This window comes from Dactylosporangium sp. NPDC051541, assembly GCF_044454505.1.
In the GTDB taxonomy this organism is placed as follows: domain Bacteria; phylum Actinomycetota; class Actinomycetes; order Mycobacteriales; family Micromonosporaceae; genus Dactylosporangium.
Genome location: NZ_JBITDU010000014.1, coordinates 161,065 through 172,818 on the forward strand (window position 1 = coordinate 161,065; position 11,754 = coordinate 172,818).

18 protein-coding genes are annotated in these 11,754 nt (G+C 72.4%); 8 read left to right on the top strand and 10 right to left on the bottom strand.

Features of this window, described 5'->3' with window-relative positions:
• Positions 1-85: 85 nt before the first annotated feature.
• Entirely contained in the window at positions 86-1,129 is a 1,044-nt protein-coding gene (locus ACIA8L_RS43610) for a LacI family DNA-binding transcriptional regulator (protein WP_395914136.1), read from the top strand.
• 163 nt (positions 1,130-1,292) lie between these two features.
• Here the strand turns inward: ACIA8L_RS43610 and ACIA8L_RS43615 are convergent, their stop codons facing one another.
• Positions 1,293-1,910: a hypothetical protein gene (locus ACIA8L_RS43615; RefSeq protein WP_395914138.1), complete on the bottom strand. Its 618-nt coding sequence runs from the start codon at positions 1,908-1,910 to the stop codon at positions 1,293-1,295.
• A 130-nt stretch (positions 1,911-2,040) separates the two neighbouring features.
• Here ACIA8L_RS43615 and ACIA8L_RS43620 point away from each other — a divergent pair, with 130 nt between their 5' ends.
• Positions 2,041-2,487: an Hsp20/alpha crystallin family protein gene (locus ACIA8L_RS43620; protein WP_395914139.1), complete on the top strand. Its 447-nt coding sequence runs from the start codon at positions 2,041-2,043 to the stop codon at positions 2,485-2,487.
• A gap of 70 nt (positions 2,488-2,557) precedes the next feature.
• Positions 2,558-2,758 (top strand): hypothetical protein, encoded by a 201-nt coding sequence (locus tag ACIA8L_RS43625; protein ID WP_395914141.1) that lies wholly within the window; start codon positions 2,558-2,560, stop codon positions 2,756-2,758.
• Positions 2,759-2,862: 104 nt separating this feature from the next.
• On the opposite strand, the gene ACIA8L_RS43630 is transcribed toward ACIA8L_RS43625, so the two are convergent.
• The 5 genes from ACIA8L_RS43630 to ACIA8L_RS43650 all read right to left on the bottom strand — a co-directional run bounded on the left by ACIA8L_RS43630 (position 2,863) and on the right by ACIA8L_RS43650 (position 5,209).
• Positions 2,863-3,309: a hypothetical protein gene (locus ACIA8L_RS43630; RefSeq protein ID WP_395914143.1), complete on the bottom strand. Its 447-nt coding sequence runs from the start codon at positions 3,307-3,309 to the stop codon at positions 2,863-2,865.
• 133 nt (positions 3,310-3,442) lie between these two features.
• Complete coding sequence (locus ACIA8L_RS43635; protein ID WP_395914144.1) at positions 3,443-3,847, bottom strand: DUF3618 domain-containing protein; 405 nt, start codon at positions 3,845-3,847, stop codon at positions 3,443-3,445.
• The gene (locus ACIA8L_RS43640; RefSeq protein ID WP_395914146.1) at positions 3,844-4,263 is read right to left on the bottom strand and encodes a phage holin family protein; all 420 of its coding nucleotides are present in this window, start codon (positions 4,261-4,263) and stop codon (positions 3,844-3,846) included. The genes ACIA8L_RS43635 and ACIA8L_RS43640 overlap by 4 nt, the downstream gene beginning before the upstream one ends.
• A 69-nt stretch (positions 4,264-4,332) precedes the next feature.
• The gene (locus tag ACIA8L_RS43645; protein WP_395914147.1) at positions 4,333-4,725 is read right to left on the bottom strand and encodes an ATP-binding protein; all 393 of its coding nucleotides are present in this window, start codon (positions 4,723-4,725) and stop codon (positions 4,333-4,335) included.
• A 106-nt stretch (positions 4,726-4,831) separates the two neighbouring features.
• Positions 4,832-5,209, bottom strand: coding sequence for a hypothetical protein (locus ACIA8L_RS43650; RefSeq protein ID WP_395914149.1), 378 nt, complete (start codon positions 5,207-5,209; stop codon positions 4,832-4,834).
• Positions 5,210-5,297: 88 nt separating this feature from the next.
• Between ACIA8L_RS43650 and ACIA8L_RS43655 the strand changes: the two genes are divergently transcribed.
• Positions 5,298-5,840 (top strand): hemerythrin domain-containing protein, encoded by a 543-nt coding sequence (locus ACIA8L_RS43655; RefSeq protein WP_395914151.1) that lies wholly within the window; start codon positions 5,298-5,300, stop codon positions 5,838-5,840.
• A gap of 6 nt (positions 5,841-5,846) precedes the next feature.
• Here ACIA8L_RS43655 and ACIA8L_RS43660 read toward each other — a convergent pair whose 3' ends face one another.
• Positions 5,847-6,506, bottom strand: a complete 660-nt coding sequence (locus ACIA8L_RS43660) for a phosphodiesterase (RefSeq protein WP_395914153.1) — start codon at positions 6,504-6,506, stop codon at positions 5,847-5,849.
• 85 nt (positions 6,507-6,591) lie between these two features.
• Here ACIA8L_RS43660 and ACIA8L_RS43665 point away from each other — a divergent pair, with 85 nt between their 5' ends.
• From ACIA8L_RS43665 to ACIA8L_RS43675, 3 genes are read left to right on the top strand one after another with little or no spacing between them, the layout of a single operon-like run.
• A complete protein-coding gene (locus ACIA8L_RS43665; RefSeq protein ID WP_395914155.1) occupies positions 6,592-7,809 on the top strand; it encodes a hypothetical protein in 1,218 nt (405 codons plus the stop codon).
• Complete coding sequence (locus ACIA8L_RS43670; RefSeq protein WP_395914157.1) at positions 7,802-8,368, top strand: hemerythrin domain-containing protein; 567 nt, start codon at positions 7,802-7,804, stop codon at positions 8,366-8,368. Before ACIA8L_RS43665 ends, ACIA8L_RS43670 begins: the two co-directional genes overlap by 8 nt.
• A gap of 10 nt (positions 8,369-8,378) precedes the next feature.
• Positions 8,379-9,239: an alpha/beta fold hydrolase gene (locus ACIA8L_RS43675; RefSeq protein ID WP_395914159.1), complete on the top strand. Its 861-nt coding sequence runs from the start codon at positions 8,379-8,381 to the stop codon at positions 9,237-9,239.
• Here the strand turns inward: ACIA8L_RS43675 and ACIA8L_RS43680 are convergent.
• Entirely contained in the window at positions 9,167-9,751 is a 585-nt protein-coding gene (locus ACIA8L_RS43680; protein WP_395914161.1) for a DUF5709 domain-containing protein, read from the bottom strand. The genes ACIA8L_RS43675 and ACIA8L_RS43680 overlap by 73 nt on opposite strands.
• A gap of 79 nt (positions 9,752-9,830) precedes the next feature.
• Between ACIA8L_RS43680 and ACIA8L_RS43685 the strand changes: the two genes are divergently transcribed.
• Positions 9,831-10,055, top strand: coding sequence for a hypothetical protein (locus tag ACIA8L_RS43685; RefSeq protein WP_395914163.1), 225 nt, complete (start codon positions 9,831-9,833; stop codon positions 10,053-10,055).
• Positions 10,056-10,080: 25 nt separating this feature from the next.
• Here the strand turns inward: ACIA8L_RS43685 and ACIA8L_RS43690 are convergent, their stop codons facing one another.
• Positions 10,081-11,250, bottom strand: a complete 1,170-nt coding sequence (locus ACIA8L_RS43690; RefSeq protein ID WP_395914165.1) for a zinc-dependent alcohol dehydrogenase — start codon at positions 11,248-11,250, stop codon at positions 10,081-10,083.
• On the bottom strand, positions 11,247-11,663 hold the full coding sequence (locus ACIA8L_RS43695) for a hypothetical protein (protein WP_395914167.1): 417 nt from the start codon (positions 11,661-11,663) through the stop codon (positions 11,247-11,249). Before ACIA8L_RS43695 ends, ACIA8L_RS43690 begins: the two co-directional genes overlap by 4 nt.
• Between the last annotated feature and the right edge of the window lie 91 nt (positions 11,664-11,754).

Here is an 11,754-nt window from a genome sequence, read left to right on the forward strand (position 1 = left end):
GTTGCATGCCACGTTGCAAGTGAGGCGGCGGAACGAATTGCAACGTGGCATGCAACGTGGCAAGTGATCCCGTACGATCGGCGTCGTGGGTGCCAGCCTCAAGGACGTCGCACACCATGCCGGCGTGTCGATCCGGACCGTGTCGAACGTCGTCAACGACTTCCCGCTCGTCGCGCCCGCGACCCGGGAGCGTGTCCAGCGGTCGATCGACGAGCTGCAGTACCGGCCGAACGCCGCCGCCCGCACCCTCCGCGGCGGCCGCTCGGGCCTGATCGGGCTGGTGGTGCCGGAGCTCGCGTCGCCGTACTTCAGCGAGCTCGCCGCTCTGGTCACCGAGGCCGCCGAACGCCACTCGTGGACGGTGCTGGTCGAGCAGTCCGGCGGCGACCCGGAGCGGGAGCGCCGGCTGCTGGACGGCGGCCGCGCCCCCGGCGGCCAGTCCGTCGACGGCCTGCTGCTGAGCCCGTGGTCACTGACTCCGGCCGACGTGCGGTCCCGCCCGACGACGGGCCCGCCGGTGGTCCTGCTGGGCGAGCAGGACGCGGACGGCCTCTTCGACCACGTGGCGATCGACAACGTCACCGCCGCGGCCGCCGCGACCCACCACCTCCTGGCCACGGGCCGCCGCCGGATCGCCGCCATCGGCCTGCAGCCCCACCTGGCCAACGGCACCGCCGAGCAGCGCCACCGCGGCTACCGCACCGCCCTGGCCGAAGCCGGCATCCGCCCGGACCCGGCTTTGGAACTTGAGGTCGCGCACCTGCACCGCCCGGACGGCGCCGCCGCCCTCCGCCGCCTGGTCGAGGAGACCCGCCGCTTCGACGCCCTGTTCTGCTTCACCGACCAACTGGCCCTGGGCGCGATGCGAGCGCTGTACCAACTGGGCGCCCGAGTCCCGGAGGACGTAGCCGTAGCCGGCTTCGACGACATCGAGGACGGCCGCTTCGCCACTCCCTCACTGACGACGATCGCCCCCGACAAAACCGCGATAGCCGAAGCCGCCCTGCACTGCCTGGCCGCCAGACTCACCGCCTCCGACGGCACCGCAGTCCCCGCCCCGGCCCGCTCCGTGGTCATCCCGCACCAGCTGGTCGTCCGCGAGAGCACCGCGAGCCGCATACACCGCTGATCGCCATCGCGCCCAGCGGTGTCATCGTCTTCGGGCGCACTGCCAGCCGCGTGCACCGTTGACTCGCACCACGTTGATTTCCGTCAACCACGTTGATTTCGCGGGCCAACGTCAACGTCAACGTCAACGTCAACGGCGATGGCGATGGCGATGGCGATGGCACTCAGCGTCCGGTGGCATCTCGGCGGGCGGCGCGGTCGAGGCCGGTCTGGCGGCGGATTTCGTCGGTTCCGGCGGTTACCTCGTCGATCTGGCCGGCCAGGCTCGGGTGTTGGTGCAGGTGCGGGCGGACCTCCGCGAGCAGGGACGGTAGCGCGGCGGCGTCGGTGTGGCCCAGGGCGGTGTGCAGGCGGAGCAGGTCGGCGGTGGCCGCGGGTGCGAGGTCGGTCAGGCCGCTGACCTGGCCGGCGATCTGGCGTAGGTCGGCTGAGTGGTCGTTGGCCCAGCGGGCTACGGCTCGGGTGCCGGCTCGTTCGTCTCGCTCCGCCCGGACCCGCCCGTCTCTCGTGTCGCCGGGGGTGGCGGTGGTCGCGGCCCGCAGGTAGCGGCGTTCGGCGGCCTGGCGGCTGGCCACGCCCAGGGCCGGGGCCAGGGCCTGCCAGCTCACACCGGCTCGGCGGGCGGCGGCGATCAGGTCGGGTTCCAGTCTCGCCAGCTCGTCCTGGGCGGCGCGCAGCACGACCAGAGTTCGCAGGATCGCCTCCGGATCGGCGGGCTCAGCGGCGGCGGTGACCTGCTCGGCCGTGGCCAGGACGGTGGTGATGGCGGCGGCTAGATCCATGCGGCCTCCTCGTGGCGGACCCAATGACAAGTCATCGTTTCGATGACGAAGGAGTTGTCGTCGGAACGATGACGTGGTACAAACAACGTATCGCGCATTGACTCGTCCGTCGAGTGCAGGAGGTGCAGCAATGTTGATGCGCAGCGAACCCTTCACCGAGGTCCACCGGCTCGCCCAGCAGCTGTTCGGGGCGCCCGCCAGCGGCACCTGGTCACACCCGTCGGCGATGCCCGCGGACGCATACCGCAACGGCGACGAGTTCGTGATCGTGTTCGACCTGCCGGGGGTGGATCAGGACTCCATCGACATCAGCGTCGAGCGCAACGCCCTGACCGTCCGGGCCGAGCGGCGGCCCGTCGACCTCGGCGAGCACGCCCAGATCACGCTGTCCGAGCGACCCCTCGGCGTGTTCTCCCGGCAGATGTTCCTCGGCGACAGCCTCGACACCGAGCGCATCCAGGCGTCGTACCACAACGGTGTGCTGGCCCTGCGCATCCCGATCAGGGAGAAGGCCAAGCCCCGCAAGATTACCGTCGGTTCCACCGACCGCGCCGATCAGAAGGTCCTCAACAGCTGAGACACGGCCACCGTGCCGCCGCCCGGCCGGTCCGAGCGGCGGCACGGCACCCCGCAGGTGGTGATCGAACATGCACACCGGGCTCTCCCCCGAGTGGGACCGCGACTACGACGCCGTGTTCGCGGAGCTGATCAGCGGTGATGACGACCTCGTCCGGGCCGAGTTCACGGACATCACCCACCATGCCGCACGCGCCTCGGCCAGGGTTCGACGGCGGCCGCGGACCCGCCTGTGCGCCGGCCCGCACAGCCGCCTGGCCCGCAACACGTAACACGTAACACGTAACACGTAACAACGAGACCCACCAGTGACACCGAAGACGACGATGCGCCGGCGGCTGCGGGAGCCGTCGGCGCATCGCGGGTATCGCCAGGTTCAGACCGGGGTTTCGAGGTCCGTCGCGGTCTCGGGCGTGATCGGCTTCGTCGTCGCCTTCGCCGTCGTGCGCTTGCGCGGCTTCGGTGCCACCGCACCGTCCAAAGACGACTCGGACGCGGTGCCCAAAGACGACTCGGACGCGGTGCCCAAAGGCGAGTCGGCCCCGGTCACCGCCGCATCCGAAGACGTATCGAACCCGGCCGAGCCCAGACCCGGGCCGGTCGTCGTAGCAACGGCCGGGGTCGGTGAAGGCGTCGTCGTGACGGCCGGGGTCGGTGAAGGCGACGCGAACAGCTCCTGCACCGTCTGCACCGCCTGCCCGGGGGTCGGGTTGGCGCGCAGCCGGCCGGTGCTGGCGACGATCTGGTCGTACTTCTCCCGCCCGGCCCTCGCGCCGAGCACGTAGCCGACGGCCACTCCCGCGGCCACAGTCAGCAGACGCATGCACATCTCCTTCTCATATTCCGCCGGTGGCGGATCAGGCCCGCCCGCGGCGGACGGCGTACACGGTTCACGCACGCCCGCGGCAGGCGGCGTACACGGTTCACGCAAGCCCGCCGCAGGCGGCGTACACGGTTCAGCCCCGCCGGCGGCGGACGGCGTAGACGATGACCACGATGCCCGCGACCGCCCCCGCGATCACGGCCCAGGGCAGCGGCCGGCGAGCCTCAGCGGCGAAATCGGTGTCCCGGACGGTCGCACGCAGGGACGAAGCCGCACTGCCCGCCTTGTCGGCCACCACGCCCGCCGCGCCGCTGGCCTTGTCCGCCACCACGGCCGCGGCGCCGCTCGCCTTGTCGGCCACAACAGCGGCGGCGTCACGGGCCTTCTGCTTGGCGCTGTCGACCGCCTCCGCCGCCGCCGAAGCAGCCCGAGCCTTCACGTCGGTCTTCGCGGCCAGCTGCTCGACGGTGTCGCCGAGCTCGGCGCGGGTCGCGGCGATGTCGGACCGCAGCTCGTCAGGGTTCGGCGCGGTGCTCATGCGCTGCGCCCTTCCCGGACGGCGGCCTTGACCGTGTTGACGTCCTGCTGCACATTCGAAACGGCCTGCTGCGGTACCGGCGGCACGGCCTGCTGCAGCTGCTTGCGGCCCAGCAGCGCGGCCACCCCGGCCGCGGCGAACACCACGACGAGCACGACCAGCACCGCGAGCCAGAGCGGCCAGACGAGGTCCAGCAGCACGACCAGCAGGGTCAGCAGCAGGCCGACCCCGAACCAGGCCAGCACCGCCGCCGCGCCGAACAGCCCGCCGCCGACGCCGGCCCGCTTGCCCTTCTCGACCAGCTCCACCTTCGCCAGCTGCAGCTCGTCGCGCACCAGGGTCGAGATCTGCTCCGCGGCCCGCTTCACCAGCTCGGCCGTCGACGCGGCCCCGTGTGTTCCACCAACATCGGTCACGGCCGTCACCTCCTCAGTCGCAGGACCCGTTCCCTCGCCATTGGGCACACAAACGTTCCGGAGGCCGATTCATCGATCCAGGGGCAGCTCGAGCCACACGTCCTTGCCGTCGCCGGGGTGCTCGTGCACGCCCCAGCGGGCGGCGAGCGCCTCGACCAGCAGCAGCCCGCGGCCGTGGTCGACGTCGGTGTCGGGCGTGTGCCGGGCGAGGGCGGTGGCGTGGCTCTGGTCGTGCACCGCGATCCGCAGGACGCTGCCGGTGCAGGCCAGGTCGATGTGCTCGACCCCGCCGGCGTGCAGGAGGGCGTTGGCGGTCAGTTCGGAGACGAGCAACTCGACGTTGTCGCGCAGCCGGGGCGCGGGCGGCCGGGGCAGCAGCCGCGGCAGGGCGGCCAGGACCCACGCCCGGGCCGCCGCCGCGACCCCGACCTCGTTGCCCCGGCGGGGAACCCACCGGGCCACGTGTCCGGGTGATCTGTGTCCGTCGTCGTTCATCTCCCCCGCCGTTTCACTCGCTCGCATGATGTGGGGTACCCACCGGCGGGCGGCGCACACACGACCGGGCCGGTCACCCGGCGAGGCTGGCCCCCCGCCCGGCGGCGAAGAACTCGCGGGCACTGCGCGGCCCGGCCAGCAGCCCGACGATGGCCAGGCCCAGGCCGCCGAACAACACGACATTGAGCAGCGTCGAGGCGTTCAGGACCGCGATCAGGATCATGCCGACGCCGATGGCCATCGCGAACCAGCGGGCGATCTGGGCGCCGAACCACAGCCGCGCCCCGACGACGCCGCACAGCACGGCCAGGCCGAGGCTGATGCCGGCGTCCTCACCGAACCCGGAGCCGCGGATCGACACCGCCAGGGCGATCAGCGAGAACACCGTGAACAAGGCGAAGATGATCACGACTGCGAGGACCGGCGCCGGCGGGCGAATGCGATTCGTCATGGACAGGTGATCTCCGTCGATGCGCCATCACAAACCGGGGCCGCGACGAGGGTGTTTGCCGTGCGGCCGGCCGGGCACGGATACCGCCATGACCACACCAGACGCCGCGCGGCTGATCGAGCGCGATCACCGCGCGATGGAGGAACTGTTCGACCGGGTCCGCTCGGGCACCGGCGACCGCGTCGCCCTGCTCAACGAGGTCGCGGTCCGGCTCACGGCCCACGCCCGGGCCGAGGAGCAGGAGGTGTATCCGGCGGTCGAGCAGGCCGGACCGGAGGGCGACGACGAGGTCGAGCACGCCTTCGACGAGCACCACGAGGCCGAGTACCTCCTGCGGGCGGCCCGGAACCTGACCGGCTCGCCGCACTTCGACGAGGCCTTCGCGGCGTTCGTGGCGGCCGTGGCCCACCACGTGGAGGAAGAGGAGCAGGAGGTACTGCCGACGCTGAGGAACACCGTGGACGCGGACGAACTCGAACGGCTCGGCACCGCGTTCGAGCAGACCCGCCTGGCCCTCATCGCCGAGCTCGAGCCGCTGTCCGGCCCGCCGGGCACCGTCAACCTCGTCGCGGCCCCGGTCCGCACGACCGCCCGCCTGGCCCGCAACGCCCGACCGGCCCTGCGGGGGTGACGGGCCTCAGCGGCCCCGGCCCTGCTGCGAAGCCCGGTACACCCGGTGCCGCAGCCGCTGCACCCAGCCGGCCGGGGTCAGGTCCGGGGCGGCGTTGACGATCGGGTCGAACGCGAGATCCGCGTCGGTACCGCCGTCCAGGACCGACCCGAACCGCAGCACCGCGAACGACTGCCAGGTGCCCCAGCGTGAGGCGGCCACCAGTGGCAGCTGGACCCCCGGCCCGGCGGCGGTGCCCACGACGGCGTCGAGGGTGGTGCCCAGGCCCGGCTCGGGCTGCGTGGCGAGGAAGACGCGGCGGCCACCGGCGCGATAGGCGAGCAGTGTGCCGTACCGGCCGCCGAAGTCGCGTCTGGGCATCGGCAGGTGGCGCAGGACCGGCACCGACGGGCAGCTGGACAGCAGCAGGTCGACCGGGCGGCCGCCGGCCTCGACGCGGATCGCCAGCCCGAGCACGTCGGGCCAGCCGGTCGGGGTCGGTGCGCCCTTCGACACCCGCACCGTGGCCGGGTGGATGCCCGGCTCGTCGAGCAGCGCGGCGCCCCAGCGGCGGCCGCGGCGGCCGAACGTCACGAGCTCCCCGGTGAACGTCCGGCCCCGCGGGTGCAGCAGCCGGGCCCCGCGCGCGTGGGCGGCCCGCCGGACCGCCGTGGTCAACATGCTCATGTCGCGCCGATACCCCGCACGCCGGCCGTCAATGGTTTGTTTTGCCGCAGGGGCCCTGGGTAGCGGCCGCTGGGAGGGAGGCGAGATGTTCAATCCACTGGATCACAAGGGAATTCCGCTGCAGGACCAGATCCGCAGCTGGCGTGAACTGAACGTGGAGCCGGTCGACCCGGAGGCCGTCGACCCGTACACCCGGTGCCGCATCATCACGATGAACGGCATCGAGGCCGAGGCCATCATGTTCAGCCATCAGTTCGCCCGCGTGTGCCCCGACCCCCAGGTCAAGCAGCTGCTGGCGTACTCCCGCTACGTCGAGAGCCAGCAGCAGCGCACGATCAACTGGCTCCTGCCGGGGCTGGCCAGCGTCCTGGAGACGACACTGGGCTACGAACAGGTGGCCGTCGACCTGACCGCGTGGGTCGCCCGGCACGAGCCCGACCCGTACCTGCGGCAGGCCTACGAGTTCGGTGTGCTGGAGGACTTCGACCACCTGTACCGGTACGCCAACCTCTACGAGATGGTCGAGCGGCGCAAGGCGGAGAAGATCGTGGACGGGCTGACCGAGGTGATGCCGGGCCGCCCGACCGTCCTGGAGCACCGCCACCCGTTCGACGAGGTGCGGGCCCCCTACGACAAGGACCTCGTCGACCCCCGCTCGAAGCTGCACGCGTTGACGATCCTGTCGGCCGAGCAGCAGGTGATGATCTACTACATGAACGTCGGCCCGCAGCACATGGAGCCGATCGCCCGCCAGCTGTACCAGGAGATCAGCCTCATCGAGCAGGAGCACGTCACGCACTACGAGTCGCTGGTCGACCCGGGCGAGACGATGTGGGAGCGGCTGCTGACCCACGAGTACAACGAGTGCTGGCTGTACTACTCGTTCATGGAGCAGGAGAGCGACCCCCGGATCAAGGCGATCTGGGAGCTCCACCTGCAGATGGAGCTGGCCCAGCTGCAGCAGGCGGCCGATCTGCTGCGCCAGTACGACGGCCGGGAGCCCGAGCAGATCGTCGGGGCCGCGGGCGTGCCGGAGCCGCTGCTGTTCGAGCCGAACAAGGAGTTCCTGCGCGGCCTGCTGGCCACCCAGATGGACCTCACGAAGCTCGGCGAGGGCTATGTCCGCGAGGCGCACGAGCGCTTCGAGTGGATGCAGCAGCAGCTGCACGACGGGGCCAAGCCGCCGTCGGAGGAGGTCATCGACCGGCACCGGGAGAAGTTCGGCGACGAGTACCGGATCGAGACCGAGGGCCCGCACCCGGTCGAGGCGCTGCGCGCGCAGCCGGGAGACCGCCGTGCCTGATCAGAAGTCCGTCGTCGCCGACGACGTCGTGGACCTGCTGCTGATCCAGCACGCGCAGGTCGAGGAGCAGTTCCTGCTCGTCATCGGCAGCACCGGGGAAACGAGACGGCAGGCGTTCGACGACCTCGTGCGCCTGCTGGCCGTGCACGAGACGGCCGAGGAGGAGCTGATCCATCCGCTGTCGCGCACCCTGCGAAACGACGCCGTCGTCGACGACCGCCTGGCCGAGGAGCGCCAGGCCAAGGAGACGCTGACGGCGCTGATCGACGCCGGGGTCGACGCCGAGGGCTTCGACACCGGGCTGCTCCTGCTGCGCACCGCGGTCCTGGAGCACGCCCGGCACGAGGAGCGCTACGAGTTCCCGCACCTGCGGGCCCGGGTGCCGGCCGAGCGCTTGCAGCGCCTCGCGACCGCGTTCGCCGCGGCCGAGAAGGTCGCGCCGACCCGCCCGCACCCGGGTGCCGAGTCCGTGAAGGCGAACATCGCCGGCGGCCCGGTCCTCGCGATCGTGGACCGGGTCCGGGACGCGGTGCGCCGGGCCGCCGACGGCAAGAACTGATCGGCTGCGCATGGGACTCCACATGGCCCGGATGAGCGCGACGCAGCGCCGGGCCGCCGTCGCCGCGCCGCGCCCGTTCCTGGGGTTCGTCAGCCGCCTGGTCGGTGTCGGGCGGCTGCGGCTGCACGTGCGGGAGCACCTGGCCGGTGAGGGGCCGGACTGGGTGCTCCTGCACGGGCTGGCCGTGTCGCACCGCTACCTCATGCCGACGGCCGCCGCGCTCGTCCCGGCCTCCGTGCACGTGCCGGACCTGCCGGGCTTCGGGCTGTCGGACAAGCCCCGCGAGATCTACGGGCCGCGCCGGCACGCCGAGGTCGTCGCGGCCTGGATGGACCGGGCCGGGATCGCCACCGCCGGCGTGCTCGGCAACTCGTTCGGCTGTCAGGTCGCGGTGGAGCTGGCGGTGGCCCGGCCCGATCTCGTGTCGGCGCTGGTCCTCGTCGGCCCGACCGTGGACCCGGCCGCGCCGACCGCCGCCGGTCAGGTCTGGCGGTGGCTGCGCGACCTGGCCCGCGAGGACCCGTGGCAGGCTCGGATCCTCGCGGCTGACATCCGCGATGCCGGCCCCCGCCGTCTGCTGGGCACCCTGCGGCGAAGCGTCGAGCATCACATGGCCGAGCGACTGCCTTTGGTGGGTACTGTCCCGACGCTGCTCGTGCGCGGCGAGCGGGACCCGATCGCGCCGCGCCGCTGGCTGGAGCGGGCCGCGCGGCTCACCCCGGTCGCGGCCGTCGCCGAGATCCCGCTCGCCGCGCACAACGCCGTGACGACCGCCGGGGCGGCCGTCGCGGCGCTCGCTCAGAGCTCCGGCACCTCGTGCAGCGCCGCCTCCTCAGCGCTCGCGCCGCCACCGGCCGAGCCGGCGTCGTAGGCGATCGCGTCCTTCTCCTCGTCCGGTCCGAGGCCCTCGTCCGGCTCGACCAGGCGCCCGACTTTGCCGTCGCCGCCGCCGATCCCGGTGTCGTACATGGACACCGGCGAGTCGAGGTTCGGCTCGACCGGCGCCTCGTCGATGACGGTGCCCTGCTCGAGCGCGTCGACCTCGGTCGCGAGGGCGTCGGGGTCGAACGTCTCCTCGGTGCCGGTCACGGGCCGCGCGTCGGGCCGGTCCGCGCCGAGCTCCTCCAGCGCCGGGTCGGGGACCTCCCGCTCGAGTTTCAGGTCGAGCGGCTCGCCCTCGCGGGCCTCCTCCGGCGTCGTGCCGAAGTGGTCGACGGCCAGGGGCCGGTCGTCGCGGTCCAGCGGCAGCGCGCCGGGGTCGGGGCCGTCGGCGATGCGGCCGGACTCGTCGTCGTCGCGGGCGCTGGAGTCGTCGTCGGCGGTGCCGGGCAGGCCGGCCGCCTCCGGGTCGGACACCGGGTTCGGGTAGTCGTCAGTACGCATAGCCGATGTCGTACCCGCCGCGGGTGAGCCCACACACCGCGTTCGTTTGCCGGTCGCCCGCTCGGGTAGCGCTTGGGGCATGACGAGCAACGACACGAACACCGGCGCGGGGCGGCCCGAGGGCGTCTGGCGCGACGAGGAGCGCCTGCCGCTCGCCGATCTGGTCGACGCGGTCGCGACCTCGGCCGACGACGGCCAGACCGACGACGAGTCGGGCAACGACGCGGGCATTCAGCAGACACTCGACGAGGACGGCGGTGCGATGGCCCGCCCGGACTTCACCGGGCGGACCGGGCCCCACTGACTGGCAGTACCAATGCGGCATCGGTTTATGGGGTGAAGACGGTGCGGACACAACCGTCCACTTTGTCTTTGAACATGTCGTAGCCGGCCTGGCCCTCCTCCAGCGGCATGGTGTGTGTGGCCAGGTGCTCGGTCACGAGCTCGTCCTTCGCCATGCGGTCCAGCAGCATCGGGATGTACCGCTGACCGTGCATCTGCGCCCCGCGCAGCGTCAGGCCCTTGTTCATCAGGGCGCCCAGCGGAAACTTGTCGATCAGCCCGGCGAAGACGCCGAGGACGAAGACGCTGCCGCCCTTGCGGCAGTTGTAGATGGCCGAGCGGACCGCGGCCGGGCGGTCGGACTGCAGGCGCAGCTGCTGCTTCACCATGTCGTAGGCGTGCTGGGGGCCGCTCGCGTGGGCCTCCATGCCGACCGCCTCGATGCACACGTCGGGGCCGCGCCCGCCGGTGCGTTCGAGGAGCTCGGCGCTGACGTCGGTCGCGGTGTAGTCGAGCGTCTCGGCGCCGACGTGCTCGCGGGTCATGTCGAGGCGATACCCGTACCGGTCGATGACGATCACCCGCTCGGCGCCGAGCAGCATGGCCGCGCGGGCCGCCATCTGCCCGACCGCGCCCGCGCCCCAGACCGCGACGACGTCGCCGGGCTTGACGCCGCCGAGGTCCGCGCCCATCCAGCCGGTCGCGGCGGAGTCGGAGGCGAACAGCGCCCGTTCGTCGCTGACGCCGTCCGGCACCGCGAACGCGCCGACGTCGGCGAACGGCACCCGGATGTACTCGGCGTGGCTGCCGGCGTTGCCGCCCATGGCGTGGGAGTAGCCGAAGCAGCCGCCCGGTGCCGCGCCCCACAGCTCCTCGGTGATCGCGGGGTTGGTGTTGCCGTTGTCGCAGAGGGAGTACTCCTCCCGGCGGCAGTGCCAGCAGCGACCGCACGCGATGAACGACGACACGACCACGCGGTCGCCGACGCTGTGCTTGCGCACACCCGGCCCGACCTCCACGATCTCGCCGAGGAACTCGTGGCCGAGGACGTCGCCCTGGCGCATGAACGGGATGTACCCGCCGAGCAGGTGCAGGTCCGAGCCGCACGTCACGGTCCGGCTCACCTTGACGATGACGTCGCCGCTGTTGCGGATCTCCGGGTCCGGCACCTCCTCCACCCCGACCTTGTTCACGCCCTGCCACAGCAGCGCCCTCACAGTCGACCCTCCTCGCGTCCGTGCCGGGTCGCATAGGCCAGCGGCGCACCGGTCAGCGTGTGCTTCGTCGTTGCCGGGGCGTCGGGGCGCAGCACCTCGCCGACCTCGGCCAGGGACCGGGCCTCCCGCAGCGCCGCTCGCAGCCGCCGCACCCGCTCCGGGTCGGCGCCCGGTGCGACCCGGGCCGCCAGCTCCGTGCCCCGGTCCCCCGGCGCCGGCTGGATGCGGACCTCGACCGGGAAGCCGAGCTCGTCCAGCGGCGCGGGCAGCGGGTCGAGCTCCTCCGGCGAGCAGTTGACGGTGACGCTGTGCCAGCGGTCGGGGGCGAAGGCGCGGCGGCGGCGGGCCACCAGGACGCCGACGCCCAGGCCGGCCGTGAGCACGACGGCCACCGGGATCGCAGTTCTACGCATATGAGGCGGCTACCCCGCACCACTCCAGTGACACATTCACCGGAATTTGGTTGCCTCCGCGCGGCCCGGGTACACGGCGGCCCATCCCCGC

Bases quoted from the DNA above. Each gene is read 5' to 3' on its own strand.
- ACIA8L_RS43615 (WP_395914138.1), bottom strand. From the start codon at position 1,910: ATGGATCTAGCCGCCGCCATCACCACCGTCCTGGCCACGGCCGAGCAG.
- ACIA8L_RS43620 (WP_395914139.1), top strand. From the start codon at position 2,041: ATGTTGATGCGCAGCGAACCCTTCACCGAGGTCCACCGGCTCGCCCAG.
- ACIA8L_RS43625 (WP_395914141.1), top strand. From the start codon at position 2,558: ATGCACACCGGGCTCTCCCCCGAGTGGGACCGCGACTACGACGCCGTG.
- ACIA8L_RS43630 (WP_395914143.1), bottom strand. From the start codon at position 3,309: ATGCGTCTGCTGACTGTGGCCGCGGGAGTGGCCGTCGGCTACGTGCTC.
- ACIA8L_RS43635 (WP_395914144.1), bottom strand. From the start codon at position 3,847: ATGAGCACCGCGCCGAACCCTGACGAGCTGCGGTCCGACATCGCCGCG.
- ACIA8L_RS43650 (WP_395914149.1), bottom strand. From the start codon at position 5,209: ATGACGAATCGCATTCGCCCGCCGGCGCCGGTCCTCGCAGTCGTGATC.
- ACIA8L_RS43655 (WP_395914151.1), top strand. From the start codon at position 5,298: ATGACCACACCAGACGCCGCGCGGCTGATCGAGCGCGATCACCGCGCG.
- ACIA8L_RS43660 (WP_395914153.1), bottom strand. From the start codon at position 6,506: ATGAGCATGTTGACCACGGCGGTCCGGCGGGCCGCCCACGCGCGCGGG.
- ACIA8L_RS43665 (WP_395914155.1), top strand. From the start codon at position 6,592: ATGTTCAATCCACTGGATCACAAGGGAATTCCGCTGCAGGACCAGATC.
- ACIA8L_RS43675 (WP_395914159.1), top strand. From the start codon at position 8,379: ATGGGACTCCACATGGCCCGGATGAGCGCGACGCAGCGCCGGGCCGCC.
- ACIA8L_RS43680 (WP_395914161.1), bottom strand. From the start codon at position 9,751: ATGCGTACTGACGACTACCCGAACCCGGTGTCCGACCCGGAGGCGGCC.
- ACIA8L_RS43685 (WP_395914163.1), top strand. From the start codon at position 9,831: ATGACGAGCAACGACACGAACACCGGCGCGGGGCGGCCCGAGGGCGTC.
- ACIA8L_RS43695 (WP_395914167.1), bottom strand. From the start codon at position 11,663: ATGCGTAGAACTGCGATCCCGGTGGCCGTCGTGCTCACGGCCGGCCTG.